This is a genomic window from Streptomyces sp. NPDC038280, from assembly GCF_055600045.1.
The window spans coordinates 213,410-240,132 of the sequence record NZ_JBVJYZ010000011.1; the positions used below are offsets into that span (position 1 = coordinate 213,410).

Consider the following 26,723-nt stretch of genomic DNA (forward strand, 5'->3'; position numbering starts at 1 on the left):
AGAGCTGGCGCGACCGTATGGCGGCCGTGGCACCCTCACCGTGGGGCCGGGCATCTACCGCAGTTCCGCGCATGAGGACAGCTCTCGGCGGCTCCCGTACACCCAGGGGAGCGCTACCAGGCGGCAGAAAGGCAAGGACCGTGGCATCCACGGTCACCACGTCCGCCACGAAGCGCCCGGGCTACGGACAACTCCTGCGCACCCCCGGCGCCCTCTCGTTCCTGCTGCCCGGCTTCGCCGCCCGCCAGCCCTTCGCGATGCTGACCATCGGCATCGTCCTGCTCGTCCAGCACACCACCGGCTCGTACGGCAGCGCCGGTGCCGTCGCCGCCGTGACCGGCGTCTCCATGGCGATGTTCGCCCCGCAGAGCGGCAAGCTCGCCGACCGCGTCGGACAGCGCGCCGTGCTCCTCCCCGGAGTGCTCATCCACACCGCCTCGGTGTCGGCCCTAGTGGCACTCGCGCTCGCCGGCGCCCCGATGTGGGCCCTGTTCGTCGCGGCCGTGCCCACCGGCGCCTCCGTGCCGCAGATCGGACCGATGGTCCGCGCCCGCTGGGCGGCCAAGCTGGAGAAGTCCCCGCTGATGCCGACCGCCGCGGCCTTCGAGTCCGTGACGGACGAGTTCACCTTCGTCGTCGGCCCGGTCCTCGCCACCGCGCTGTGCACCGGCGTCCACCCGGCCGCCGGCCTGATCGCCGAGGCGGCCCTGACCCTCTTCGGCGGTCTGTTCTTCGCCGCCCAGCGCTCCACGCAGCCCGCGTACGGCCTGATCGCCGCGGCCTCGTCCGAGCAGCCGCACGCCTCGGCGCTGTCCATCCCCGGCGTCCGCGTCCTGGCCGTGGCCTTCCTCGGCATCGGCTCGGTCTTCGGCGGTATGCAGGTCTCGCTGACCGCCTTCACCGAGGAGATCGGCAACCCCGGCGCGAACGGTCTGCTGTACGGAGTCTTCGCCGCCGGCAACATGCTCGCCGGCATCGCGTGCGGCGCCGTCGCCTGGAAGATCGGACCGCGCCGCAGGCTCGTCCTGGGCTACGCGGGTCTCACCGTGGCGGCCTCGCTGCTCTGGTCGGTGCACTCGGTGCTGCTGCTCGGCGCGCTGGGCCTGGTCGTGGGCCTGTTCATCGCCCCGGCCCTGATCACCGGCTACACGCTGGTCGAGACGCTGGTTCCGGCGACCGCCCGCACCGAGGCCTTCACCTGGCTGACGGGCGCGGTGGCCCTGGGCCAGGCCGCCGCCGTGACGGTCGCCGGCCGGCTGGCCGACGAACACGGCGCGAGCACCGGATTCCTGGTGCCGCTGGTCGGCACCGTCCTGGCGCTGACCACCCTCCTCGCCCTGCGGTCGCGGCTCGCGCCGAGGCCCGCCGGACGGATCGCGGCACGTGGTATCGGTCACCGAGTGCCGGTGACGGTGGACTGATTCCGCGGAATACGTCAGTATGGACAGTCGTTAGCACTCATTGAGTGAGAGTGCCAGGAGGAAGACAAGTGCCGACCTACCAGTACCAGTGCACCGAGTGCGGCGAGGGCCTCGAGGCGGTGCAGAAGTTCACCGATGACGCCCTGACCACCTGCCCGAGCTGCGAAGGACGCCTGAAGAAGGTGTTCTCCGCCGTCGGCATTGTCTTCAAGGGCTCCGGCTTCTACCGGAACGACAGCCGCGGCTCGTCGTCCAGCAGCTCGCCGGCCTCGTCGTCGAAGTCCTCGACCTCGTCGACGTCCAGCACGGGCTCCTCGTCCTCGGACGCGAAGCCCGCCGCGTCGACGTCCTCGACGTCGTCGACGGCATCCTCGTCGAGCGGCTCCAGCTCCGCCGCCTGACCGGGTTTTCCGCGCTTCCCAGGACCTCACCGTTTCGTACGGTGGGGTTCTCGGCGTATGCGGACGCACCGGGACGGGGCGGACTTCGTTAGGGTGGCCGCCATGGCGACCAACGTGTACGCGGGCATAGGTGTGATCGGCGGTTCGGGGTTCTACTCCTTCCTGGACGACGTCACGGAGGTGTCCGTGGACACTCCGTACGGCCCCCCGAGCGATTCGTTGTTCGTCGGGGAGATCGCCGGGCGTCAGGTCGCCTTCCTCCCCCGGCACGGACGCGGACACACCCTCCCGCCGCACCGGATCAACTACCGGGCCAATCTGTGGGCGCTCCGGTCACTGGGCGTGCGGCAGGTGCTCGGGCCGTGCGCGGTGGGCGGTCTTCAGCCGGAGTACGGGCCGGGCACGCTGCTCGTTCCCGACCAGCTCGTGGACCGCACGAAGGCACGGGCGCAGACGTACTTCGACGGTGAGCCGCTGCCGGACGGCAGCGTGCCGAACGTCGTGCACACGACCTTCGCCGACCCGTACTGCCCCGATGGGCGCAGGGTCGCCGTGAAGGCGGCCCGCGGCCGCGGTTGGGACCCGGTGGACGGCGGCACGATGGTGGTCATCGAGGGCCCTCGGTTCTCGACCCGGGCCGAGTCGCGGTGGCACGCGCAGGCGGGGTGGTCGGTGGTCGGCATGACGGGGCACCCGGAGGCCGTGCTCGCCCGTGAGCTGGGGCTCTGCTACACCTCGATGGCGCTGGTGACGGACCTGGACGCGGGAGCGGAAACGGGCGAGGGCGTCTCGCACACCGAGGTGCTCAAGGTGTTCGGCGAGAACGTGGGGCGGCTGCGCGAGGTGCTGTTCGACGCGGTGGGCGCCCTGCCGGAGACGGCGGACCGGGACTGCTTGTGCACGCACGCGCACGACGGGTGGGACCTGGGGATCGAACTGCCGTAGGCCCTGAGGGCGCTGTGGCGCCTGTGGGTGAGCGGGTTTTCCACAAGGGCGGGCTTGTCCACAGGCCCGAGCGGGACCGGAGCGAAGGCGGGATCGTCGGGGGTGTTCTCCGGACGGTCCGGAGAGCGACCCTTCGCGACAGGCGGTGTTCGCCATGACATCCGGTCCCTCATCCTTCCCGCCCCTCCGCTCCTCACCCTCTTCACCCTCTTCACCTCCTTCGTTTCGTTCATCGCCTTCATTCCCTTCATCCAGTGCGCCCTCTTCGGCCTCTTCGCCCTTCTTGCCGTCGACCGTTCCCGGGATCCGAACGGTGGCCCCCTTCCCGCCGCTGCGGGTGCGGGGCGGCAAACTCCGGTTGAGGCGGGCCCTGCGGCGCCGGAGGCGGGCGCTGGCCGCCGGTCTCGCGATGACGGCGGCCGCGCTGGCGGCCATGGGGCCCGGCGTGCTGGGCCCTTCCCCGGGGGATGCGCCCGGCCCGGGTGCGGTGGCCGCCGACCGGGAGTCGCGGCCGCCCGTGCGGATGGTCTCCGCGCCGGTACGCATCGCGGACGCCGCCACCGTTCGTCTGCTGCGGCCCGGTGACCGGGTCGATGTGATCGCCGCGGCCCCTCCGGCGATGGGGGGCGGGGGCCGGCCCCGGGTGGTGGCCAGTGGCGCGCGGGTGAAGGACGTTCCGGCGCCGGGTGGGACTGCCGCGGACGGCGGCGCCCTGGTCGTCCTCGCCGTTCCTCGCTCCACGGCGACGGCGCTGGCGGGCGCGGGTTCGACATCCCGACTGGCGGTGACGGTGTGCTGATTCGCACTGACGCCCTGTCAAGTAGTCGATCCGGGTGTACGGATTGGACTGCTATGCACCGTACGCGGCCTAATGGCTCAGCCAACTGCACACGCGAGGAAAGGCGTTTGGGTGAGCCCGAAGGAGAAGGAAAGCGTGATGGCAGGCTTCAAGGCCTTCCTGATGCGCGGGAACGTGATCGATCTGGCGGTCGCCGTCGTCATCGGCGCCGCGTTCACCCAGATCGTGAACTCGGTGGTCAAGGGGGTCATCAATCCGCTCGTCGGCGCCTTCGGCACCAAGGACCTGGCCGGCTACCAGTCCTGCTTGAAGGACCCCTGCCGGGTCAACGACGCCGGGGACGTGGTGAGCGGTATCCCGATCCTGTGGGGAACGGTTCTCAGCGCCACGCTCAGCTTTGTCATCACGGCGGCCGTCGTCTACTTCCTGATGGTCCTTCCCATGGCGAAGTACCTGGCCAGGAGGGCCGCGATGGACAGGGCGAAGGCAGGTGTGCAGGAGACCATGGAGATCAGCGAGCTGGAGGTGCTCAAGGAGATCCGGGACGCCCTGATCCATCAGCGCGGTCCGGTCACGGCCGGGATGAACTCGGCCGGGGCGGGCACGGCGGGCGTGGGGCCTCAGGGCACCACCCCCTAGCCGGCGCCGGCCGGCGTCAGAGGTGGTGCGGCGGCTTCTCGTCGAGGAAGCGCGCCAGGTCGGTGGCGCTGTCACCACCGGGAGGCCGCTCACCCCACCCACGGTCCGTATCGTCCGCGGACTGCTGGTCCAGCGGATCGTCGAAGATCAGCTTCGGTGTGGGCTTCGGCTGCTTCGCGTCTCGCGGTCCGAGGGCGGGGGCGGTACTCATACGTCCAGAGTACGCCGGGGGGTCAACGCGTACTCCGGGGTCAACGCGTGATCAGGGAACCACGGATTCTCGAGGTTCCATGGCCCCTCGGGGTCAAGCGATCCTTCGAGGCTCCATGGTCCCTCGGGGTCACGCGGGCACTCGGGGTCAAGCGGTCCTTCGGGGGCAAGAGGCCCTTCGGCGTCAGCGGTCCTTCGGGTCCAGCAGCCACAGGCCAAGGACCGCGAGGAACGACAGCACCAGGAAGCCCGCGCCCCACCAGGCGGTGTGGGTGTCTCCGGTCATCCACTCGTCGACGACCACCGTCAGCCCCCACAGCTGGCCGATGAGCACGGTGAGCGCCAGGGCGAGTCGCGCCGACAGCTTCGAGGAGCGCTCCGGGTCCTGCTCGCCGCCGGCGCCCGGGCCCGGTCCGGTGTGGCGGATCCGGGGGTCTCCGTAGCCGCTGGTCGGCCGGATCTGCGGATAGCGCTCGCCGAGCGGCCGGTTCAGCCGTGGCTGAGCACTGCCCGGGTTGTAGGCGGGTCCCGTAGGGGGCCGTTCGTCGCTCATGTCCGCCTGTTCCTCTCCTCCGTACGGGGTGCGGCTCCTGCGCAGCCCAGGCGCTCGGCCGTGGCTGCCTGCCCGTCGCCGAGCTGTCGGCAGAGGCCGTCCTTGACGCTCTCCCCCGACCGGGTCGTGCCGACCGCCCAGACGCTGCCGTCGTCCTGCTCGACCAGGAGCACCTTGGGCAGCGCGCGGGGTGGTGGGCCGGCCGTCACCTCACCGGTGCGGGCGTCGAAGACGCCTTCGTGGCAGGGGCAGTACAGCTCGCCCTCGCTGCCCCGGTCGCCGCGCCACAGGACGGCACAGGCGAGATGGGTGCAGACCGCCGAGTAGCCGACGAGGGTGCCGTCCTCCAGGCGTACGGCGACGGCCCGGTCGTCCTCGTCGGGGTAGCGGAAGGCGAGGGACTGGCCGGCCGGCAGCCGCTCGGCGACCTTCTTGGGGGCAGGGGTGGTCTCGCTGTCTCCGTGCCGGTGCAGGACTCCCCCGGCGACGGCGAGGCCGCCGAGAGCCAGACCGCCGGAGACGGTGGTGACGATCCGGAGGTAGTCGCGGCGTGTGGTGAGCGAGTCGGCCGCGATGCGGTCGAGGAGCGCGTCGTGGGCCGCGTCGCCGCCCGGGTCCGGCGCGGGGGGCTGCTGCTCGGTGACGCTCATCGGACGTCCCTCCCGTTGACCTCGACGATGGGCAGGCCACCGGGGACGGGCCACCGCATCTTCTCGGCGGGGACGACCATCGCCACCCCCGTGCGGACGGTGGTGGCGCCGAAGCTGAAGGAGTCGGCGACCTCGACGCCGGGCCGCTCGGCCCGGAGTTCCTCGACGGTCCCGTAGAAGAGCGCTCCGGTGGGGCAGACCGTGGCGCACATGGGGGCCAGGCCGTAGGCGGTGCGGTCGTAGCAGAGGTTGCACTTCATCTGCAGCTTCGCCTGGAGGTCGATCTTCGGGACGCCGAAGGGGCAGGCGTTGACGCAGTTGGCGCAGCCGATGCAGCGCGTCGTGTCGGCCTGCTGCACCACGCCGTCGGCGGTCACCAGGATCGCGTCGGCGGGACAGACCTCCGCGCAGGGGGCCACCGGGTCCTCGCAGTGCATACAGACCGTGGGAAGGGAGGCGACCGAGTGGCCCTCGTCGGGGTAGTCGAGATGGATCATCGATTTGCCGCGGTGCGAGTCGCATTCGCGACAGGCGGAGACACAGGCCTGGCAGCCGATGCAGCGCCCCGGGTCAATGAAGATCGTTCGGCCCATCATGGCGGGGCGTCAGCTCCTCTCCGCGGTGCCACGGCCCTGCGGGGTCGTGGGCGGCATCGGGTCGGTGCGGGAGACCTGGGTCTCGGGGTAGGCCTCGCGGCCCGGAGCGGCGGGAGGCGCGGGGACCTCGTCGACGCGGTCGGCGGCCTCGATCCGGGCGGCGCACACCTTGTACTCCGGGATCTTGGATCGCGGGTCGAGGGCGTCGATGGTGAGGGCGTTGGCCGCGGTGGGGACGGGCCAGTGGTAGGGGATGAAGACGGTGTCGGGACGGATCGCCTCGGTGACGAGGGCGGGGAACACCTCGCTTCCGCGGCGGGTGACGACCCGGACCGGATCGCCGTTGCGGAAGCCGTGGGAGGGGTGGACCTCGACCCAGGGGCGCGGGGTCTGTTCGACCAGGGCGCCGAGCCGCCGCGTCTGGTTGCCGGAGAGGAAGTGGGCGACGGTGCGGCCGGTGGTGAGCGAGAGGGGGTACTCCTCGCTGTACGGGTCCATCGGCGGATGCCATTCCACGGCCTGCAGGTGGATCTTGCCGTCGGGGTGGTAGGTCGTGCCGTCCTCGAAGAGGCGGGGTGTGCCGGGGTGGTCGGTGGACGGGCAGGGCCAGGCGATCCCGCCGGTCTCCTCCAGCCGTTCGTAGGTGATGCCGTAGTAGTCGTTGACCGTCCCGGCCGATGCGACACGGAGCTCGTCGAAGACGTCCCGTGGGCCGCCGAAGGTGAACTTGTCGCCCGCGCCGAGGCGTTCGGCCAGCCGGCACATGACCCAGGTGTCGGTCCGTACTCCGGCGGGGGGTTCCTGGGCCTTGTTGTGCTTGACGACGCGGGCCTCGGCGTTGGCCATCACCCCCTCGTCCTCGGCCCACACGGTCACGGGCAGGACCACGTGCGCGTTGGCTGCTGTTTCCGAGAGGAAGAAGTCGAACTGGGCGTGGAATTCGAGCGCGTCGTAGCCCTCCTTCACCACGCCGTAGTTCGGGAGGGAGACGAACGGGTTGTTGCAGATGCCGATCAGGCCGCGGATCTCGGCGCGCTGCATCTGCCAGACCATTTCCATCATGGAGGTGCCGGCGGGCGGGAGTTCGGACTCCTCGATGCCCCAGATCTCGCAGATCTGCCGCCGGTGCTCGGGGTTCATGATGGAGCGCCCACCGGGCAGCAGGTCGGATTTCTGGCCGTGCTCACGGCCGCCCTGGCCGTTTCCCTGGCCGGTGAGGGTGCCGTAGCCGGCGCCGGGCTTGCCGAGGTTTCCGGTGGCGGTGCAGAGGTTGATGATCGTCAGACAGTTCTCGACGCCCTGGGAGTGGTGCTCGATCCCGCGGGCGTGCCAGGCCATGGCCTTCCCGGCGCCGGCGAACACCCGGGCGACCCGCACGATCTGTTCCTCGGGCACCCCGCAGATCCCGGCGGCCAGGGAGGGCGGGCACGCCCCGACGGCCCTTCTGACCTCGTCCCAGCCGGTGGCGTGGGCGGCCAGATACGCCTCGTCGGTGAGCCCCTCGGCGATGATCACATGCAGTACGGCGTTGAAGAACGCCGCGTCGGTGCCGGGCTTCAGAGCGACATGGATGTCGGCGGTGCGGGCGACGGCGGTCTCGCGCGGGTCGACGACGATGAGGGTGGCGCCCCGGTCCCTGGCCCCCCACACGTACTGGGTCAGCACGGGGAAGCACTCGCCGACGTTGGACCCTGCGATCAGGAGGCAGTCGGTGAGGAGGATGTCGGAGAAGGGGTTGCCGGCCCGGTCGATTCCGAAGGCGAGCTTGTTGGCGCCGGCGGCGGAGACCATGCAGAGGCGGCCGTTGTAGTCGACGTGCCGGGTCTTGAGGGCGACCCGGGCGAACTTGCCGACCAGGTACGTCTTCTCCGAATAGAGGCTCGCCCCGCCGAGCAGCCCGAAGGCGTCGTTGCCGTGGGCCGCCTGGACACGGCGGATCTCGGCGGCCGTGAAGTCCAGGGCCTCCTCCCAGCTCGCCTCGCGAAAGGGCTCGTCCCGGGAACGCCGCATGAGCGGGGCGGTGAGCCGGTCGGGGTGGTTCACCTGCTGATAGGCGTTGATGCCCTTGGGGCACAGCCGCATCCGGTTGATGTCGTGGTTGCGGGGCTCGACGCCGAAGACCTTGCCGCCGCGGTCGACGCGCAGATACATGCCGCACTGGATGCCGCAGAAGCAGCAGTGGGTGGGCACGAGGGTCTCGCCGTTCTGGTCGGCGTGCCACTGGTCGGCGGGGATACCACCGGCGTCGCGGAAGTTCCTGGTTCCGGGAGGGGCGAGGGAGGGGTCGAGCGGGACGTCCGGTGCCGGGGCCTGCCGCACATGCTGTCGCGTCACTTGAAGCCCTTCTTGACGTGGGTCAGGTAGGCGGTGCCCCGGAGCACGCGCTTGCAGCGCGGGCAGTACTCGGTCCATTCGTCGAAGTCGAGGCGCAGGTCGCGCATGGTGCCGCGCAGGTTCTCGACATAGGCGGTGGTGTCGACCGGTTCACCGCAGCGGCGACAGGCGAGGATCCGGTCGTCCTGACGGCCGGTGTACTTGAAGAGCTGCATGCCGACGGCGGCGGGGCGCTGGACGATGTGGAAGAACTTCCCGAACGGGATGTAGATGAGCGTGAAGACCACCGAGACCATGTGGAGGATCGCGAGGAACCGGTAGCCGCCGCCATGGAGGAAGATCGACGAGAACGTGAGCAGGAGGCCCGTCACGGAGATGACGACAAGCGCGATCAGCGGGACCAGGTCGTAGGCGAACCGCTGGCCGGTGATGGCCCCCCGGTCCCTCATCCGCCGCCACAGGAAGTACGAGGCTCCGGGGATGACCAGCACGGCGGCGAGGTCGAGGCCGTGGAACATGAGCCAGCCGACGAAGCTCAGCGAGTCGAAGCCGAGGACCTCGAGGCCCCAGATCCGCATCTCGTAACCGGGGCCCGATCCGCTGCCCGAGGTGAAGGTGAACCAGCCCCACGTCAGCGGGAACGTGATCAGCGCGGCGAGGACGCAGCCCCAGAAGATCAGCTGATGGGCGACCCAGCGGGCGTGCGAGCGGGCACCGAGGAACCGCTGGAAGCCGAGGTAGGTGGCGATCATCCTGGGCAGGGCCGTGGGGGCCCGGCGGAAGTTGTCGGCCGAGAGGAGGGAACGCGTCCCCTGCTTGAAGAGGCGCCGGGCGCCGGGGGCGGAGACCCAGACGGTGTAGCGGTAGGTGACGCCGAAGGCGAGGAAGACGGTGGCGACGGCATAGGGCAGGAGCGCGGAGTCGAAGTCGCGCAGCAGCCGGCTGCCGAGGACGATCGCGAGGACGAGCAGGACCGAGACCGCCGCCCCGGCGAGGGCCGCGCGGCGCCGAACGGCGTCGGGACCTTGGACGACCGGCTCCGGGCGGGCGGGTACGGCGTCGGGAGCGGAGTTCGAGGTGGGGTTCGAGGCTGGGGCCGCTGCGGGAACCTCCGGGGCGCCGGGCGGGGGCGAGACCTTCCCCGAGGGTGCGCCGGACGGCCCGAGCGCCTCGTCGGTAGAACCCCTGGCTGGGTCATCGGGGCTCTGCGATGGCTCGGTCACCCGGTCACCGTAGGGTGTTACGTACACTTTTATCCCGTTTTCGACGGCCGAAGGGTGAGTGGGTCCCCCGGATGGTTCAGGTGCCGCTCGCCAGCGGGGACCGGGGCGGCGGGGCAGCGAGCCCGGCCGGCGGAGCGCGCGCGGGCCGGATCGGGCCGTGACGCTCCGGCGCCCGGCTCAGCGCGGCGGTGGGTCGGCGCCGGGGCGGCTCTGCTGTCCTGGGCTCATGACGCACACGCCCGACGAAACGCCGCCCCGTGCCTCATCCGGCCAGGCCCGCCCCCCGAGCCCCGCTCGCCCCCTGCGGCCCCTCACGTCCCGGAGCCGCGACGAGGCGCATCGCGCCGCCACGCCCCTGGAGCTGTTCTTCGACCTCTGCTTCGTGGTGGCCATCGCGCAGGCCGGCGCGCAGCTGGTGCACGCGGTCGCCGAGCACCACACCGGGGAGGGCATCGCCAGTTACGCGATGGTCTTCTTCGCCATTTGGTGGGCGTGGATGAATTTCACATGGTTCGCGTCGGCGTACGACAACGACGACGCCCTCTACCGTGTCGTCACCCTCGTACAGATCGCCGGTGTCCTCATCCTCGCCGCAGGGGTGTCCCGGGCCTTCCAGGACCAAGAGTTCCTGATGGTCTGGCTCGGATATGTGGTGATGCGGCTCGCGCTCGTCTCGCAGTGGCTGCGGGCGGCGCACCACGCCTCGGGCGTCGAGCGCACCACGGCCCTGCGGTACGCGGGCGGGGTGATGCTGTGCCAGGTCGGGTGGACGGCACTCGTGCTCGCGCCCGAAGGGGCACGGCCCTGGGTCTTCCTGGTGATGGTGGTCGCCGAGCTGTCCGTGCCAGTGTTCGCGGAGAGGAAGTTCAGTACGCAGTGGCATGCGCACCACATCGCCGAGCGGTACGGGCTCTTCACCATCATCGTGCTGGGCGAGACGATCGCCGCGGCCACGGTCGCCGTGAAGTCAGGTGTGGACGAGAACGACGCGCTGGGTGAGGTGCTGGCGATCGCGGCAGGTGGTCTGCTGATCGTCTTCGCCGCGTGGTGGATCTACTTCGCCGTGCCCGCCCACAACCGGTTGTTCTCCAACCGACAGGCGTTCCTGTGGGGTTACGGCCACTATCTGATCTTCGCGTCGGCGGCGGCGATCGGGGCCGGCATCGAGATCGCGGTCGAGCAGGCAGTCGGCAAGGCCCACCTCTCGACGCTCGCCGCGTCGTCCGCCGTCACCGTCCCCGCGGCGATCTTCCTGCTGACGGTGTGGGCGCTGCACGCGCGGTACTTCAAGTTCGGCATCGCCCAGCAGCTGGCCCTGCCGGCGTCGGCGCTGGCGATCCTGTGCAGTTCGTTCGCGGGCAGGTGGGCGGTCCTCGTGGCGGGCCTGGTCTCCGGGGCGACCATCGTGGTCGGCATGGCGCTGACGGCACGCATGCGGCGCAGAGAGCGCCGGACGGCCTGAGGCAGAGGCGGAAGGCGGAAGGCGCGGGGAACGCGATGGCCGAGGGAACGCGGTGGCGTCCGGCGTGGTACGCAGGCGGACATGACCAAGAATGACGCACTGACGGACGTGGCCGGACTGCGCGTCGGCCACGCGCGCGTGGCCGGGCCGAACGCGCTCAGCGGGACCACCGTCGTCCTCGCGCCGCCGGGCGGCGCGATCGCCGCCGTGGACGTACGGGGCGGAGGGCCGGGCACCCGGGAGACGGACGCGCTGGACCCGCGCAATCTGGTCCAGCGCATCGAGGCGGTGGTCCTGACGGGCGGCAGCGCGTACGGCCTCGACTCGGCGGCCGGGGTGATGGCGTGGCTGGAGGAACAGGGCCGGGGAGTACCGGTCGGCCCGGGCCCGTCGCAGGTGGTGCCGGTCGTCCCGGCGGCCTGCGTGTTCGACCTGGGACGCGGCGGCGACTGGAAGGCCCGCCCGGACGCCTCGACCGGACGCGCGGCGGTGGAGGCCGCGGCGGCGACGGAGTCCGGCGCCCCGGTCGGGGAAGGGGCGGTAGGCGCGGGCACCGGCGCGGTGGTGGGTGGACTCAAGGGCGGTGTCGGGACGGCCAGTACGGTCCTGGAGTCGGGTGTGACCGTGGGCGCGCTGGTGGTGGCCAACGCGGTGGGTTCGGCGGTCGATCCGCTGACGGGGGTGCTCTACGGGCGGTACTTCGAGGGCCGGCCCGAGTATCCCTCGCCGGAGGTCCACGCGGCGGCGCTGCGGCGCCTGGAGGAGGCGCGGGGCAGGAACGCGCCACCACCGCTCAACACCACCCTCGCGGTCGTCGCGACCGACGCGGCACTGACGCGCGCGCAGACGCACAAACTCGCGGGAACGGCGCACGACGGCATCGCGCGCGCGGTGCGCCCGGTTCATCTGCTCAACGACGGCGACACGGTCTTCGCCCTGGCGACCGGCGACCTGCCGGTCGGCGAGAACCCCTTGGCGCTGAACCCGATCCTGGCGGCGGGTGCGGACACGGTCGCGCGCGCGATCGTCCGGGCGGTCCTGGCGGCGCGCGGCGTGGCGGGGCCGGGCGGTACGTTCCCCTCGTACGCCGAGCTGTACGGCCTCGACTTCCTTACCAGCAAGGGAAGTTGAACGAGGCGCTCCGGGGCGCGGGGGAACTTCCCGCGCGCCCCCTTCGTTTTGCCGAACCCCGGACGCGATGTCAGACCCAGGGACTACGTTAAGCAAGCATCAAGTGACATGCGGCGACGGCCTGGAGACCCCTCTTGAACGATCCGTACGAGACAACCGAGACACACCTCGAGCGACTCATGGGTCGGGCGCTCAACTCCTTCGATCTGCCCGACGCGACGGTCGAACGCCTGGAATTGGCGCTGGCGCACGCCAGTTCACTGCACTCCTCCCACCACAGCGCGGCGCTGCACCGGACGACCTTCCGGCACACGTATCTGCTGAGCGACGGCACGACGCTGACCCTGTGGGAACTGGCGCACAACACGGGTCGGGAGTCCGGGGAGCAGTATGAGCTCTATACGGACGAGGCGGAGGCGATACTGGCCGCGTCACGGCTGCCTCTGACGGCCGGCCGGGGCGAGGGTGCCGAGGGCGCGGTCCCGTCGACGGACAATCGGGTCGAGGGTGCTCTGGTCGAGGAGGCTCTGGCCAAGGATTCGCTGGCCGCAAACGCTTTGGCCGAGGAAATGGAACTGGTGGCGAGACTGCTGGCGCGCCCGCTTCCGGCGGGGCCTCGTAGGTATGTGCCGGACAATTCGGCCGACCACGCCCGTCGGGTCCTGCGGCGCGCGGAGAACCCGGACCGGCCGGGCGAGGAGACCGCGTCCCGGCTGCGGTCGGCGTTCGCGCACCACATCACCCAGGCCTTCGGGCGCCACTGCGCCACCGAGGGAGCGAGCGGGAGCGCCGGTTTCACGCTCTACGAGCACGCGTTCCTGCTGCTCGACGGCAGCGAGCTGAGCCTCTGGGAGGTGGAGCACACGGCGACACCGGACGGCCGGCACATGTGCGAGGTGTACGAGGAGGAGCGTGTGGCGCGGGAGGCGATGGAACACCGGGCACGAGTCCGCTGAGGCGAGCGGGGCGACGAGGCGGCTGAGGCGAGCGGGGCGACGAGGCGGCTGAGACCACGAGTCCGCTGAAGCCACGAGACCGTGGGCGGCGCGCCCGGGGTGCGCGCCGCCCACGACCGCCCCGGGTACGGGCCGGCCTTCAGCACGGGTCAGGCGGCGACGGCCACCTTGGGCTCCGCCCGCTCCGGGGTCGGCTGAGCCGGCTTCGTCTTCCGGGCGCCCTTGAGGAGGATCACCAGACCGGCGCTGACGAGGATGCCGGCGACGATGGCGACCAGGTACAGGAGCGGGTTGCCGATCAGTGGGATCACGAAGAATCCGCCGTGCGGAGCCCGAAGGGTGCACTCGAAGGCCATCGACAGGGCCCCGGTCACGGCGCCGCCCGCCATCGCGGCGGGGATGACGCGCAGCGGGTCCGCCGCGGCGAAGGGGATCGCGCCCTCGGTGATGAACGAAGCTCCGAGGAACCAGGCCGCCTTGCCGTTCTCCCGCTCGGGCTCGGTGAAGAGCCCGCCGCGCACGGTGGTGGCCAGCGCCAGCGCGAGCGGCGGGACCATGCCCGCCGCCATCACGGCGGCCATGACCTTGAAGGACCCGTCGTTGGGGGTGGTGAGACCGCCGACGGCGAAGGCGTAGGCGACCTTGTTGAGGGGGCCACCGAGGTCGAAGCACATCATCAGGCCGAGGACCACGCCCAGGATGATCGCGTTGGCGCCGGAAAGGCCGGACAGCCAGCCGGTGAGGGCCTTCTGAAGGGCGGCGATCGGCTTGCCGACCACCAGGAACATCAGGAACCCGACGACCGCGGACGAGAGCAGCGGGACGACGACGACGGGCATGATGCCGCGCAGAACAGGTGGCACGCGGAGCCGTTGGACGGCGAGCACCGTGCCACCCGCGATCAGACCCGCCACCAGGCCGCCGAGGAACCCGGCGTTGATCGTGAGCGCGATCGCGCCGCCCACGAAGCCGGGTACGAGGCCGGGGCGGTCGGCCATCCCGTACGCGATGTATCCGGCGAGGACGGGCACGAGGAAGCCGAACGCGAGCCCGCCGATCTGGAAGAGCAGGGCGGCCCAGCTCGCGGCCTCGCCCCAGGCGAAGTGTTCGGCGACGGAGGGGGCGTCGCTGATGCCGTAACCGCCGATGGCGAAGCCGAGGGCGATGAGGAGGCCGCCCGCCGCGACGAAGGGGACCATGTAACTGACGCCCGACATCAGCCACTTGCGGAGCTTGGTGCCGTAACCCTCGCCGGGTTCGCCGCCCTTCTCGACCGGCGTGCCGGGCCTTCGGGGGTCGGTTCCGGGCGTGCCGGTTCCGGGCGTGGCAGCTGCGGCCCCCACGGTGGCCTCGCCGCGCTCCGCCTTGCGGCGCACGTCGGCGATCAGCTCACCGGGCCGGTTGACTCCCGCCTTGACGCCCACGTCGACCGTCGGCTTCCCGGCGAAGCGCTCCTTGTCCCGTACGGGCACGTCGTGCGCGAAGATCACCCCGTCGGCACGGCCGATCACCTCGGCGTCCAGCCGGGTGAACCCGGCGGACCCCTGGGTCTCGACGACCACCTCGACGCCGGCCGTCCGACCGGCCCTTTCGAGGGCCTCGGCGGCCATGTAGGTGTGGGCGATCCCGGTCGGACACGAGGTAACGGCGACGATCCGGAAAGGGGCGCCGGGAGGAGCGGCAGGCTCCGCCGGGGAGCCCGGCTCGACGACCACCTGGGCGGCACCCGAGCTCACGGGCGGGGAGGGGGTGTTCGCGTCCTCGGCGGACGAGTTCGCCCCGGACCGTGTCGCGCTCGCGCCTCCGTCCGACGGGCTCCCGAGTGCCGCCGGGTTGTCCGTGCCCGCGACCGAAGTGCTCCCGACCATCACCGGGTTGTCCGTCCCTCCGGTCGACGGGTTCCCGCCGGGCTCCGGCGCATTCGCGCCCGCGGCCGGCGCGTGCACGACCACCCCCGACGGGCCGGCCTCCGCGGCCGGCGAGCCCGCCCCGCAGTCCAACGCGCTCGCGCCAGCGGCCGCCGGGCTCCCGACCGCCGGGCTGTCCATGCCTCCGGCCGACGGGCTCCCGACCGCCGCCGACAAGTCCGTGTCCCCGGCCGGCAGGTCCGTGCCTGCGGCAGGCGCGTGCGCGTCCGACGCAGGCAGGTCGGCCTTCGCGGCCGGCGCGTGCGCCTCCGGGGCGCGCGGCCTTCCAGGCGCGGCCGCCCGCGGCGCGTCCCCGTCCCTACCCGCTCCCGCCCCCGTCGCCGCCTGCGGCGTGGTGTCACCCGCGATCAGTGATGCCGCGACCCCCGCGTCCCCCGCGCCCCGCAGCGCGGTCGTGAACGCCTCGTCCATCAGGCGGCGAGCCAGGGTGGACAGGATCGTCAGGTGGGCGTCGTCCGCTCCCGAGGGGGCCGCTATGAGGAAGATCAGGTCCGCCGGGCCGTCCGGGGCGCCGAAGTCGATGCCGTCGGTGGCGCGGCCGAACGCCAGGGTGGGCGCGGTGACATGGGCGCTGCGGCAGTGCGGGATGCCGATTCCGCCGTCCAGGCCCGTCGGCATCTGCGCCTCGCGGGCGGCCACGTCGACGAGGAAGCCGTCGAGGTCCGTGACCCTGCCCTGGGCGACCAGGCGCTCGGCGAGCAGGCGGATCGCGTCCGACTTCGTGCGGGCGGCCAGGTCGAGGTCGACCAGGTCCGCGGTGATCATCTGGCTCATCGCGGGCTCCCTTGCTCGCTGAGTACTCGGTCCAGGGGGATGTCCTCGGTCACGGTGACCGCCGACGGGTCCAGGTCGGCCGGGGTCGGCATCTCGCTGCCCGGCAGTCCGACCGCCGCCGCGCCGTGCGCGACCGCCGCCGCCAGGGCGTCGGGGCCTTCGCCGCCGGCCGCCAGGAAGCCGGCGAGCGAGGCGTCACCGGCGCCGACGTTGGAGCGGACGGCCGGTACGGCCGCCGAGCCGAACCACAGACCCGCCTCGGACACCAGCAGCTGCCCGTCCGCCCCGAGGCTCGCGAGGACGGCGCCGGCGCCCCAACCGCGCAGCTCCTCCGCCGCCTTGACCGCGTCGCCGACCGTCGCGAGGGGCCGGCCGACGGCCTGGGCGAGTTCGTCGGCGTTGGGCTTCACGACGTCGGGCTGGGCGCGCAGCGCGGCGAGCAGCGAGGGACCGGAGGTGTCCAGCGCGATCCGCGAGCCGTAGCCGTGGGCCCGGGTGACCAGGTCGGCGTACCAGGCGGGGGCGAGGCCGCCGGGCAGGCTGCCGCAGCAGGCGATCCAGTCCGCGGCGGGGGCGTGGGCCCCCACGGCGGCCAGGACGGCTTCGGACTCGCCGGGGGTCAGCACGGGACCCGGCGCGTTGATCTTCGTCAGGGTGCCGTCGGGTTCGGCGACGGCGACGTTGGAGCGGGTGTGCCCGCCGAGGGGGACGGGGACGACCTCGATGCCCTGGCCGGTGAGGAGTTCCGCGACGAGCGCGCCCGGAGCACCGCCGAGCGGGATGACGGCGACCGTACGATGGCCGGCCGCCGCGACCGCCCGGGAGACGTTGACGCCCTTGCCACCGGGGTCCATGCGCTCGGCGGAGGCACGCAGCACGCCCCCGCGCTCCAGGGCCGGCACCTCGTACGTCCGGTCCAGGGAGGGGTTCGGGGTGACGGTGAGAATCATGTGCGCACTACTTCCGTGCCGGCCGCCTCGATGGCGGCGGCGTCCTCGGGGCTGAAACCGCTGTCGGTGACGAGCAGGTCGACCTCGCTCAGGTCACCGAAGCGGGCGAAGTGCTCCTGGCCGTACTTGGCCGAGTCGGCGAGCAGCACCACGCGCCGGGCGGCGGCGATGACGGCCCGCTTGACGGCGGCCTCGGCGAGGTCGGGGGTGGTGAGGCCGTACTGCGACGAGAAGCCGTTGGCGCCGAGGAAGACGACATCGGCGCGGACTTCGCCGTAGGCCCGCAGCGCCCAGGCGTCGACGGCGGCGCGGGTGCGGTGGCGGACGCGACCGCCGACCAGGTGCAGGTCGATGCCCGGGTGGTCGGCGAGACGGGCCGCCACCGGCAGGGCGTGGGTGAGGACGGTGAGCGGGCACTCCAGGGGAAAGGCCGCCGCGAGCCGCGCGACCGTGGACCCGGCGTCGAGAATGACGCTGCCCTCGGCGGGGAGCTGGGCGAGGGCGGCTCGCGCGATGCGGTCCTTCTCGTCGGCGGCGGTGGACTCCCGCTCGGCGAGGTCGGGCTCGAAGTCGAGGCGGCCGGCGGGGATGGCGCCGCCGTGGACCCGGCGGACCAGGCCGGCGCGGTCGAGTGCGGTGAGGTCGCGCCGGATGGTCTCGGCGGTGACCTGGAACGCGTCGGCGAGGGAGAGCACGTCGACCCGGCCGCCCTCACGGGCGAGCCGCAGGATCTCTTGCTGACGCTCTGGTGCGTACATGTGGGTCTACATCCGTTTCCATGCCCGAACCTGTTGTTTCTCCTGCAGGCTACGCCGCACCGGCCGAGAAGTAAACACATTCGGGCAATGAACAGACCCATTCGGGCAGAAACGGGCGCCGGTCGGTCGGGCCACGGGGCAGCAGCACGAAGCCGCCCCCCGCCCGAACGGATCAACCCGTACGGATCGGGGGGCGGCTTCCAGACAGCCTCCGCACCGTCGACGCTCGCGCGCGCCTCATGCGGTCAGGACGTCAGTGCCGGCTCCCGCTCGTCCCCCGCGGCCGCGCCGCCGGTCTCGGCACCGTCCTCGACCGCGGTCTCCACGGCGTCGGCCTCCGCGTGCTGCCTCGGCTTCGCGGGCAGCGCGAACATCACCAGGAAGATCACCAGCAGCACCGCCACGACCCACCACAGCGAACTCTGGAAGGCGTCCGCGAACGCCGTACCGAGCGCGCCCGGACCCTCCTGCGGCCGCGCGTCGTCGATCGCGCCGAAGAAGACCACCGAGACCAGGCCGAGGCCCAGCGCGGTACCCATTTGCCCGGTGGTGTTGATCAGCCCGGACGCCGAGCCGGCGTGCTCACGCGGCACCTCCGACAGCACCGCGTCGGTCAGCGGCGCCACGATCAGCCCCATGCCGAGGCCCATGACCACCAGCGGCGGGATCATCTGCCAGGACTGGATGGCGGTGCCGTAGCGGTCGGCCTCGAAGATGTAGAGCAGCAGTCCGGCGACCATCGTCAGCGCACCCGCCTGCAGTACCTTGCGGCCGAAGCGCGGGACGAGCTTCTGCACGGACATCCCCGCCGCCAGCGAGACCGCGATCGAGAACGGCACCCCGGTCAGACCCGCCTTCAGCGCGCTCCAGCCCAGGCCGATCTGCATGTACATCGTCCAGACCAGGAAGAAGATGCCCAGCGCCACGCCGAAGGTGAGCTGCACGGCGATGCCGGCGGCGAAGCTCTTCACCCGGAACAGCGACAGCTCGACGAGCGGCGAACCGTCCTTGCGGGTCTTGTACTTCTCGTACGCGACGAACGCGCCGAAGACGAGCACGCTGCCGGCCATGCACAGGTGGCCCCACAGCGGCCAGCCGAGCTCGCGGCCGCGCGTCAGCGGGTAGATCAGCATCAGCAGGCCGAGCGTGACCAGCAGGACGCCGACCAGGTCGAGGCGGAGGGCCTTCGGGGCGCGGGACTCGATGATGAACTTCCGGCCGAGGATCAGCGCGGCTATGCCGACGGGCAGGTTGATCAGGAAGATCGGACGCCACTCCAGACCGAAGAGGTTCCACTCGGTGAGCAGAGCGCCCAGCAGCGGTCCGGACACCGCGCCCAGTCCGACGATCGCGCCGAACAGCCCGAAGACCTTGCCGCGCTCGTGCGGCGGGAAGGTGACATGGACGATCGCCAGCACCTGCGGGACCATCAGCGCCGCCATCGCGCCCTGGAGGAGGCGGGAGGCGACCAGCATCTCCGGGTTGGCGGCGAAGCCGCAGAGCGCGGAGGCGAGGGTGAAGCCCGCGATCCCGATGAGGAACAGCCGCTTGCGGCCGTAGATGTCACCGAGGCGGCCGCCGGTGATGAGGCCGGCGGCGAACGCCAGCGCGTATCCGGCGGTGATCCACTGGATCGCGCCGAAGGACGCGGCGAGGCTGCGCTCGATGCTGGGGATCGCGATGTTGACGATCGTGACATCGACCAGGTCCATGAAGGCGGCGGTCATGACGATCGCGAGGGCGAGCCAGCGGCGCCGGTCGCCCTGCTCAGGCGCGAGGGTCTCTTGGGAGGAGGTCATACGAAGAAATTAGACTTCATATAGGTCAGCTAGTGACCTAGATGGCCGGGCATCCTGAAACGTATGACGGACACTCCGGCACGACTTCTGAATCTGCTGTCGCTCCTCCAGACTCCCCGCGAATGGCCGGGCAGTGAGCTCGCCGAGCGCCTGGAGGTCAGCCCGCGCACGATCCGGCGTGACATCGACCGGCTGCGGGAGCTGGGCTATCCGGTCGAGGCGACGAAGGGTGCGGTGGGGGGATACCGGCTGGTCGCCGGTACGGCGATGCCGCCGCTCCTCCTCGACGACGAGGAGGCCGTGGCGATCGCGGTCGGCCTGCGGGCGGGGGCGGGGCATGCCATCGAGGGCATCGAGGAGGCGTCCGTACGGGCCCTGGCCAAACTGGAGCAGGTCCTGCCGTCCCGGCTGCGGCACCGCGTCTCGACCCTCCAGAACGCGACGATCCCGCTGACCCGGGGCGACGGCGCGACCGTCGACCCGCACACGCTGACGGCGATCGCGGCGACGGTCACGGGGCGGGAGCGGCTGCGGTTCGGCTACCGGGCGGGGGACGGTACGGAGTCGAAGCGGCAGGTGGAGCCGTACCGGCTGGTGTCGACGGGGCGGCGGTGGTACCTGGTGGCGTACGACATCGGGCGGGAGGACTGGCGTACGTTCCGGCTGGACCGGGTGAGCGATCCGTTCGCCACGGGGGCGCGGTTCACGCCCCGGGACCTGCCCACGGGGGACGCGGCGGACTTCCTGTCCCACTCGATGTCCCGCATGCAGCCGGAACACGACGTGGACGTCTCCTTCGAGGCCCCCGCGGACTTCGTGACGGCCCGCTTGCCGGGTCACCTGATCCCGACGCCGACGGGCCCGACCACCTGCCGCCTGCGGGCCAGGACGGCGGACTCGGTGGAGTGGCTGGCGATCCGCCTGGCGCTGGTGGACTGCGCGTTCACGATCGAGGGGCCGGCGTCCCTGCGGACGTATGTGACGGACTTGGGGGCACGCTTGGCGTCGGCGACGCGGTAGCGGTGGGGCTCCGGGGATCACCCCACCCGCCCCTCCCCCAACCCCTGACGGGACCGGGGGCCCGGCCCCCGAACCCCCCGAGCGGCAGCTCCGCACCGCCGGGGGGGAAGCCTCGGGCTCCTCGCCGCAGGGCCGAGCCCGGGTGCTCCCGCCCACTGCCGGGACGAGCCGCGCCGCCGGCCTACAGCCTGGCAAGCAGACGACACCGGCCGGCCGCGGGCGCGGGGCTGGGCACGGCGGTCGTACACGGGGTCCTACCGGCGGCGGCGCCCCTGCCGACCCGGCAGCCGAGCGGAACATGGCCACACTCCCCAGCCGCGCAGGCGTGCGGCTGGGCACGGGGGTTGTACGGGCGGCGGCGCCCCAGCCCACCGCGCAGACGCACGCCGCTTCCGCAGGCGCGCGCCCGGGAGAGACGCTCCGCCTCTACTTCTCCGAGCCCCCGCACGCGCTGGTCGCCGCGGCCGGCGCGGCGCGCGGGCCGGACGCGGAGGCGGGCCCGCCGCTCGCGCGGTACCCGCCGCCCCCCACGGGAACCCGCCGGTTCACACCACGGACGCGAGCCATCGCTCGCGCGGCGCCCGCCCCGTTCGCCGGCCGCCCTAGGCCACCGCGTCGAAGCCTGTGTCGCGCGCCATCTTCTTCAGTTCCAGGAGCGCGTGCTTCTCGATCTGGCGGATGCGCTCGCGCGTCAGGCCGTGTTCCTTGCCCACCTCCGTCAGCGTGCGCTCACGGCCGTCCTCGATGCCGTACCGCATCCGGATGATCGACGCCGTGCGGTGGTCCAGCTTGCCGATCAGGTCCTCGAGCTCCTCGCTGCGCAGCAGCGTCAGGACCGACTGCTCGGGCGACACCGCCGACGTGTCCTCCAAGAGGTCGCCGAACTGCGTCTCGCCGGCGTCGTCCACCGACATGTTCAGGGATACCGGATCCCGCGCCCAGTCCAGGACGTCGATGACCCGCTCGGGGGTCGAGCCGAGCTCCGACGCGACTTCCGCCGGCTCCGGCTCACGGCCGTTCTCCCGGTTGAACTCGCGCTGGACACGGCGGATCCGGCCGAGCTCCTCCACCAGGTGCACGGGGAGCCGGATCGTGCGCGACTGGTCCGCGATGGACCGGGTGATGGCCTGACGGATCCACCACGTCGCATAGGTCGAGAACTTGAAGCCCTTGGCGTAGTCGAACTTCTCCACCGCCCGCACCAGACCCGCGTTGCCCTCCTGGATCAGGTCCAGCAGCGGCAGGCCACTGCGCGGATAGCGCCGGGCGACGGCGACGACGAGCCGCAGGTTGGAGCGTATGAAGACATCCTTGGCGCGCTCGCCCTCCGCGGCGAGCGCTTCCAGCTCCTCGCGGCTCGCACCGCCCGCGTCGCTCTCGATCTCCTTGTCGAGGATCTGCTGGGCGTAGACACCGGCCTCGATCGTCTGGGAGAGCTCGACCTCCTTGGCGGCGTCGAGCAGGGGCGTGCGCGCGATCTCGTCGAGGTACATGCCGACCAGGTCGCGGTCGGCGATCTCTCCGCCCCCGGCGCGAACGCTGCTTGCCCGGCTCGTCCCGTTGGCAGCGGACTGGCGGGCGACGGCACGGGTTGCCATGCGTGCTCCCTTGCTGAGTAGGTCGCGACACCTTTCGGGTGCCCTGCATCCGACGGAAACAACGACTGGAATCCGGACAGAATTCCCATGGCGCTCATCGATTTTCGTGATCATGCAGTACCCTGTGCCGCCACCAGGGGAGGCCGGATGCCGCCGGAACACGCGGAGACGCAGGTCAGAGCGGGGGCCGAGGCCGACCTCGCGGCGCTGACGGAGCTGTACAACCACTACGTACGCGAAACCGCCGTCACCTTCGACACGGTTCCTCTCACATCCGAGCAGCGTCGCCCCTGGCTGCATTCCCACCCTGGAGACGGCCCCCATCGCCTTCTGGTTGCTCACGATGTCCGGTCTGGCCGGATTCTCGGATATGCGACCAGTAGCGCCTTCCGGCCCAAGGCCGCCTACTCGACCTCCGTGGAGGTCAGCGTCTACCTCTCCCCCGCCTCCGTCGGCCGCGGCGTCGGCACACTCCTCTACGAGCGCCTCTTCACCGCTCTCGCCGGCGAGGACGTGCACCGCGCCTACGCCGGAATCGCGGTGCCCAACGAGGCCTCGGTCCGTCTCCACACCCGCTTCGGCTTCCGTCACGTCGGGACGTACGGCGAGGTGGGCCGCAAGTTCGGCCGCTACTGGGACGTGGCCTGGTACGAGAAGCGGCTCGGTCCGCAGGCGTAGGTCCCGGCCGGGCGTGAGACGTAGGACCCGGCCTCCACCCGGTCTCGGTCCTCAGCCCGTTACGGCCCCGGCCGGCCGGCTCCTAGAGTCCGCTCCATGGACACTTCAGCGGACTCCACGGACTCCCCGCGTCCCTCCCCGGACTCCTCGACGGTCGATGCCACGGACACCTCGGCGGACGCCTCCACGGTCGATGCCACCGGGATCCTCGACGAAGCGCTGGAACGGCTCCATCTCTCCGGCCCGGAGCGCAACGGCTGGCTCTCCAACCACGCGCCGATGGCCGTCGAAGCCCTCGTACGGCACGGCCAGGCACCGGCCGTGCACCGCTGGCTGGACTACTACAAGGTCAAGCTGGAGGACATGCCGTCCCCCAACACCACCATCACGCACGCCGATTGGCGTGAGGCGCTCGGCGATCCGGCGCGGATCGGGGACTGGGCGCGGTACTTCGGGCGCGAGACCGCCGACCGGCCGTGGCGCGAGGTCCTCGCCGAGTGGTGGCCGCGCCTGCTGCCCGGCATCGCGGCCGGCGCCACACACCCGGTCATCCGCACCGGTCACGCCGTCCGGACGCTGCTGGACGGGCAGGAGTCCGCGCCCCGGGTCACCGAACTGGCCCATGCGCTCGCGTACTGGGCCGCCCGCCACCGCACCCTGCCGGATCTGCCGCCCCTCGCCCCCGCACCCGATGCCGCGTCCGCGCTCGACGCCGTACGGCCCGTACGCAGGCAGCACGGCGGGATCCGCGAGCGCCTCGACCAGCTGGAAGGTTTCCCCGCGTGGGGTACGGCGTCCGATGCGGACCTCGCTCCCGGACGGGGCCTCGCGCCGGACCCGGACCTCGCGCGGGAGCGGCTGGCCGAGCTCGTGACGGCGGCCACGCACCGCTATGCCACCCATGGCCATGGCGAACCGATCATGCTGGTGCACGCGGCGACCGCGCCCAACGCCGTGCTCAGGACGCTCCCCGCCCTCCCGAGGGAGTTGTGGGCGGCGAGCCTCTCTGCGGCGTGGACCGCGAGCGCGGCGGTGACCGCCGCCTACACCCCGGCGGCGCCCGCTCCGTACGCGGCGACGCGCCTCACGGCCGAGGAGCTGTTCGAGCGGGCCGCCGCGCACGGCGACGACCACACGATCAAGTTCACCGACACCGCGCTCGACGTCGGGGACCCGGTCGCGCTGGCGGCGGCTTCGCGCGCGATCGCGCTCAACACACCTGTCTTTTAGCCCCGGTTCAGCGCCCAGTGAGGAAGAAGGCCGGTGCCCCTGGAGGGGGCGCCGGCCTTCTCGGTACGGACGCGCGGGTCGGACGAGCGGTCAGGCGACGAGTTCGGCCTCCTCCGCCGGGGCCTCGGCGGACTGGGGCTTGGTGTCGCGCATGACCAGCGTGGCGACGACGGCGGCGGCGAGGACGCCGATCGCGCCGATGGTGAAGGTGGTCGACATCGAGGCGGTGAACGCCTCCCGGGCGGTGTGGATCAGGCCGGTGTCGTTCTGGGCGACGGCCAGGGCGTCCCCAAGGGAACGCTTCGCCTGCTCGGGGGCGTCGGCGGGCATCTCGTGGGTGAAGCCGCTGGACAGGAGCGAGCCGAGGATCGCGATGCCGAGGGCGGTGCCCGCCTGCTGGATGGTGTCGTTGAGCGCCGAGCCGACGCCCGCCTTCTCCTCCGGGATGGTGCTCATCAGCGCGCCGACCGCGGCCGGCATCGCGAGACCGGCGCCGAGGCCGAGCAGACCGAGCGCGACCGCCGGGACGGTGAAGCCCGTCTCGGCCGTGACGGTGGCCAGCAGCGCGAACGAGGAGGCCATGACGAGCATGCCGGCCAGCACCAGGAGGCGGTTGCCGATCTTGGCGGCGAGCCCGGCCCCGGCGATGTTTCCGGCCAGCGCGGCGACGGCCAGCGGCACGAAGGCGAGGCCCGCCTTGATCGGCGAGTAGCCGAGTACGAACTGCAGATACTGGGTGAGCACCAGCAGCAGACCGCCGTTGCCGATCTGAACAAGTGTCAGCGACAGCGAACCGCCGCTGAAGTTGCGGTGCTTGAAGAGGACCAGCGGCACCATCGGCGCGGAGGTGAGGTTCTCCCAGAGCACGAACCCGGCCAGAGCGAGGACCGCGACGGTCAGGGTGATCGCCGACCGGCCGCCGAAGGCACCGCGCTGCGGGAGCTCGATGATCCACCAGACCAGGGCGGTCATACCGGCGGCGGACAGCAGCGCGCCGAGCGGATCGGGCTTCTGCCACGGGCCCTTCGACTCCGGCATGAGGGTGAGGCCCGCCAGCACGGCCAGCGCGACGACCGGGACGTTGATGAAGAAGATCGAGTGCCAGGAGAAGTGGTCGATCAGGACCCCGCCGAGCACCGGGCTGCCGACCAGGCCGAGCATCGACACCGAGCTCCACACCGCCATCGCCTTGCCGCGCTCGTCCTCGTCGAAGACGGTGATGAGGATCGACAGCGTCGACGGCATGATCAGCGCCCCGCCGATGCCCATCGTGACCCGCGCGGCGATGACCTCGCCGGGGTTCGCGCAGAAGGTCGCGGCCAGCGACGCCGCCCCGAAGAGCAGCAGACCGATGATCATGATCTTCCGGCGGCCGAACCGGTCGCCCAGGCTGCCGGAGGTGAGCAGGAGCCCGGCGAAGACCAGGATGTAGGAGTCGAGGATCCACTGGGTGTCCTGGGCGCTCGCGCCGATGTCCTCGGTCATGGCCGGCACGGCGACGGTGAGCGCCATGCTGTCGACCACCAGGACCAGCGTGCTGAGGCAGAGCACGAGGAGGATCCACCAGCGGCGTGGATTGCGGGTTTCCATGGGGTTTCCTTTCGGCGGCTGGCGCACGCTGTTCCGTTGATGCGCACACTGTACGCAGGGCGGAACAGTGTGCGCAACCCGACGCCTGTACGCTGGATGCGAACGATGTACGCGCAGCTGGGGACGGTGTTCGCGTCGCTGCGAACGGTGACGCACCGCCGCGACCGACGGACGCCGCCTCAGGCGCATCACCGGGAACGGTGTCCGCCCCGCCTACGAAGGAGTGCCATGGCCGCCAAGACGAACCCGATCCCGTCCGTGTGGGCCCGGCAGCAGCGCGAGCCCGATCAGCCCGCGCTCAGCAGGGCCGCGATCGTCCGCGAGGCGATCGTCATGCTGGATGCCGAGGGCATCGACGCGCTGAGCATGCGCAAGCTCGCCGCCCGTCTGAACGCCGGGGCGACCTCCCTCTACCGGCACGTCGCGACCAAGGACGAGCTGATGGAGCTCGCGGTGGACGAGGTCGCGGCCGAGATCACCGTCCCCTCCCCCGAATCCGTCCGGGGGGAACACCCGGAGGGCAGCGCGCAGTGGCGCGCCGCCGTCACCGAGGCGGCCCGGTCCTTCCGTACGACGGCCCTGGGCCACCCGTGGCTGTCCTCGGTCCTCGGCCAGGCGGGCCTCGCCTACCTGGGCCCCAACCTGATGTCCTTCTCCGAACGGCTGGCCGCCCTGTTCACGGCCGCCGGCTTCCCCGAGCCGAGCCGCGCGATCGACACCGTCCTGTCGTACGTGATCGGCATGAGCACCACGGAGGCGGCCTGGCTCACCACCGTCGCCCGCTCCGGTGAGACGGAGGCCGACTTCATCGCCCGTCTCATGCCCGCCGCCCAGCTGGCCGCGGCGGGTCACGACCACCTCGCGGACTCCTACGCCGACGCCGCTGCCGGTGGCGCGACCATCGACCCCGTGGGCATCCGCGACGCCAAGTTCGCCTACGGCCTGGACGTCGTCCTGGACGGCCTGGCGATGCGGCTCCCGGACTAGGTGTATTGATCACGAGCGTTGTTGACAGTCGCGGGTCTTGATCATGGCGAAGACCTCCGGTGTGGTGGAGCTGTCTAGGAACACACCACGC

24 protein-coding genes are annotated in these 26,723 nt (G+C 71.7%); 12 read left to right on the plus strand and 12 right to left on the minus strand.

Translation table 11 applies throughout. The annotated features are described in order from the left end of the window. The first annotated feature begins 140 nt into the window (after nt 1–140). The 5 genes from ACZ7J0_RS22710 to mscL all read left to right on the plus strand — a co-directional run bounded on the left by ACZ7J0_RS22710 (nt 141) and on the right by mscL (nt 4,205). Entirely contained in the window at nt 141–1,421 is a 1,281-nt protein-coding gene (locus ACZ7J0_RS22710) for an MFS transporter (RefSeq protein ID WP_470890051.1), read from the plus strand. 68 nt (nt 1,422–1,489) lie between these two features. Then, on the plus strand, nt 1,490–1,822 hold the full coding sequence (locus tag ACZ7J0_RS22715) for an FmdB family zinc ribbon protein (RefSeq protein ID WP_470890053.1): 333 nt from the start codon (nt 1,490–1,492) through the stop codon (nt 1,820–1,822). A 102-nt stretch (nt 1,823–1,924) separates the two neighbouring features. Next, complete coding sequence (locus tag ACZ7J0_RS22720; protein ID WP_470890055.1) at nt 1,925–2,767, plus strand: S-methyl-5'-thioadenosine phosphorylase; 843 nt, start codon at nt 1,925–1,927, stop codon at nt 2,765–2,767. Between the two features lie 313 nt (nt 2,768–3,080). Continuing rightward, nucleotides 3,081–3,566: a hypothetical protein gene (locus ACZ7J0_RS22725; protein ID WP_470890057.1), complete on the plus strand. Its 486-nt coding sequence runs from the start codon at nt 3,081–3,083 to the stop codon at nt 3,564–3,566. A gap of 138 nt (nt 3,567–3,704) precedes the next feature. Continuing rightward, complete coding sequence (gene mscL / locus ACZ7J0_RS22730) at nt 3,705–4,205, plus strand: large conductance mechanosensitive channel protein MscL (RefSeq protein WP_470890059.1); 501 nt, start codon at nt 3,705–3,707, stop codon at nt 4,203–4,205. A 16-nt stretch (nt 4,206–4,221) separates the two neighbouring features. Here the strand turns inward: mscL and ACZ7J0_RS22735 are convergent, their stop codons facing one another. The 6 genes from ACZ7J0_RS22735 to ACZ7J0_RS22760 form a co-directional block, all read right to left on the minus strand. Then, a complete protein-coding gene (locus ACZ7J0_RS22735; protein WP_469121479.1) occupies nt 4,222–4,416 on the minus strand; it encodes a hypothetical protein in 195 nt (64 codons plus the stop codon). A gap of 183 nt (nt 4,417–4,599) precedes the next feature. Then, nucleotides 4,600–4,968 carry a hypothetical protein gene (locus ACZ7J0_RS22740; RefSeq protein WP_470890061.1) on the minus strand — a complete coding sequence of 123 codons (369 nt, stop codon included), beginning with the start codon at nt 4,966–4,968 and terminating at the stop codon, nt 4,600–4,602. Next, nucleotides 4,965–5,618: a QcrA and Rieske domain-containing protein gene (locus tag ACZ7J0_RS22745; RefSeq protein ID WP_470890063.1), complete on the minus strand. Its 654-nt coding sequence runs from the start codon at nt 5,616–5,618 to the stop codon at nt 4,965–4,967. The genes ACZ7J0_RS22740 and ACZ7J0_RS22745 overlap by 4 nt, the downstream gene beginning before the upstream one ends. Next, complete coding sequence (locus ACZ7J0_RS22750) at nt 5,615–6,214, minus strand: 4Fe-4S dicluster domain-containing protein (protein ID WP_470890065.1); 600 nt, start codon at nt 6,212–6,214, stop codon at nt 5,615–5,617. Before ACZ7J0_RS22750 ends, ACZ7J0_RS22745 begins: the two co-directional genes overlap by 4 nt. Nucleotides 6,215–6,223: 9 nt before the next feature. Further along, on the minus strand, nt 6,224–8,548 hold the full coding sequence (locus tag ACZ7J0_RS22755; protein WP_470890067.1) for a molybdopterin oxidoreductase family protein: 2,325 nt from the start codon (nt 8,546–8,548) through the stop codon (nt 6,224–6,226). Continuing rightward, nucleotides 8,545–9,519, minus strand: a complete 975-nt coding sequence (locus tag ACZ7J0_RS22760) for an MFS transporter (protein ID WP_470890117.1) — start codon at nt 9,517–9,519, stop codon at nt 8,545–8,547. Before ACZ7J0_RS22760 ends, ACZ7J0_RS22755 begins: the two co-directional genes overlap by 4 nt. Before the next feature lie 478 nt (nt 9,520–9,997). Here ACZ7J0_RS22760 and ACZ7J0_RS22765 point away from each other — a divergent pair, with 478 nt between their 5' ends. From ACZ7J0_RS22765 to ACZ7J0_RS22775, 3 genes are all read left to right on the plus strand, one after another. Then, nucleotides 9,998–11,233 (plus strand): low temperature requirement protein A, encoded by a 1,236-nt coding sequence (locus tag ACZ7J0_RS22765; RefSeq protein WP_470890069.1) that lies wholly within the window; start codon nt 9,998–10,000, stop codon nt 11,231–11,233. A gap of 81 nt (nt 11,234–11,314) precedes the next feature. After that, nucleotides 11,315–12,364 carry a P1 family peptidase gene (locus ACZ7J0_RS22770; protein ID WP_470890071.1) on the plus strand — a complete coding sequence of 350 codons (1,050 nt, stop codon included), beginning with the start codon at nt 11,315–11,317 and terminating at the stop codon, nt 12,362–12,364. 134 nt (nt 12,365–12,498) lie between these two features. Further along, nucleotides 12,499–13,320 carry a DUF6227 family protein gene (locus ACZ7J0_RS22775; RefSeq protein ID WP_470890073.1) on the plus strand — a complete coding sequence of 274 codons (822 nt, stop codon included), beginning with the start codon at nt 12,499–12,501 and terminating at the stop codon, nt 13,318–13,320. Nucleotides 13,321–13,469: 149 nt separating this feature from the next. Here the strand turns inward: ACZ7J0_RS22775 and ACZ7J0_RS22780 are convergent, their stop codons facing one another. The 4 genes from ACZ7J0_RS22780 to ACZ7J0_RS22795 all read right to left on the minus strand — a co-directional run bounded on the left by ACZ7J0_RS22780 (nt 13,470) and on the right by ACZ7J0_RS22795 (nt 19,529). Further along, nucleotides 13,470–16,022 (minus strand): fructose-specific PTS transporter subunit EIIC, encoded by a 2,553-nt coding sequence (locus ACZ7J0_RS22780; protein WP_470890075.1) that lies wholly within the window; start codon nt 16,020–16,022, stop codon nt 13,470–13,472. Then, nucleotides 16,019–16,972 (minus strand): 1-phosphofructokinase, encoded by a 954-nt coding sequence (gene pfkB / locus ACZ7J0_RS22785; protein WP_470890077.1) that lies wholly within the window; start codon nt 16,970–16,972, stop codon nt 16,019–16,021. Before pfkB ends, ACZ7J0_RS22780 begins: the two co-directional genes overlap by 4 nt. Continuing rightward, nucleotides 16,969–17,730: a DeoR/GlpR family DNA-binding transcription regulator gene (locus tag ACZ7J0_RS22790; protein WP_470890079.1), complete on the minus strand. Its 762-nt coding sequence runs from the start codon at nt 17,728–17,730 to the stop codon at nt 16,969–16,971. The genes pfkB and ACZ7J0_RS22790 overlap by 4 nt, the downstream gene beginning before the upstream one ends. 245 nt (nt 17,731–17,975) lie before the next feature. Beyond that, the gene (locus ACZ7J0_RS22795) at nt 17,976–19,529 is read right to left on the minus strand and encodes an MFS transporter (protein WP_470890080.1); all 1,554 of its coding nucleotides are present in this window, start codon (nt 19,527–19,529) and stop codon (nt 17,976–17,978) included. A gap of 63 nt (nt 19,530–19,592) precedes the next feature. Between ACZ7J0_RS22795 and ACZ7J0_RS22800 the strand changes: the two genes are divergently transcribed. Beyond that, entirely contained in the window at nt 19,593–20,549 is a 957-nt protein-coding gene (locus ACZ7J0_RS22800) for a helix-turn-helix transcriptional regulator (protein WP_470890082.1), read from the plus strand. 602 nt (nt 20,550–21,151) lie between these two features. On the opposite strand, the gene ACZ7J0_RS22805 is transcribed toward ACZ7J0_RS22800, so the two are convergent. Then, nucleotides 21,152–22,147 (minus strand): sigma-70 family RNA polymerase sigma factor, encoded by a 996-nt coding sequence (locus ACZ7J0_RS22805; protein WP_468710445.1) that lies wholly within the window; start codon nt 22,145–22,147, stop codon nt 21,152–21,154. Nucleotides 22,148–22,294: 147 nt separating this feature from the next. On the opposite strand from ACZ7J0_RS22805, the gene ACZ7J0_RS22810 reads away from it, so the two are divergent. Both ACZ7J0_RS22810 and ACZ7J0_RS22815 read left to right on the plus strand, forming a co-directional pair. Then, nucleotides 22,295–22,825, plus strand: coding sequence for a GNAT family N-acetyltransferase (locus tag ACZ7J0_RS22810; RefSeq protein WP_470890085.1), 531 nt, complete (start codon nt 22,295–22,297; stop codon nt 22,823–22,825). A 96-nt stretch (nt 22,826–22,921) separates the two neighbouring features. Beyond that, the gene (locus ACZ7J0_RS22815) at nt 22,922–24,055 is read left to right on the plus strand and encodes a questin oxidase family protein (protein WP_470890086.1); all 1,134 of its coding nucleotides are present in this window, start codon (nt 22,922–22,924) and stop codon (nt 24,053–24,055) included. A gap of 90 nt (nt 24,056–24,145) precedes the next feature. On the opposite strand, the gene ACZ7J0_RS22820 is transcribed toward ACZ7J0_RS22815, so the two are convergent. Beyond that, on the minus strand, nt 24,146–25,645 hold the full coding sequence (locus tag ACZ7J0_RS22820) for an MFS transporter (protein ID WP_470890088.1): 1,500 nt from the start codon (nt 25,643–25,645) through the stop codon (nt 24,146–24,148). A 228-nt stretch (nt 25,646–25,873) separates the two neighbouring features. Here ACZ7J0_RS22820 and ACZ7J0_RS22825 point away from each other — a divergent pair, with 228 nt between their 5' ends. Continuing rightward, nucleotides 25,874–26,632 (plus strand): TetR/AcrR family transcriptional regulator C-terminal domain-containing protein, encoded by a 759-nt coding sequence (locus ACZ7J0_RS22825; protein ID WP_470890089.1) that lies wholly within the window; start codon nt 25,874–25,876, stop codon nt 26,630–26,632. Nucleotides 26,633–26,723 lie beyond the last annotated feature (91 nt).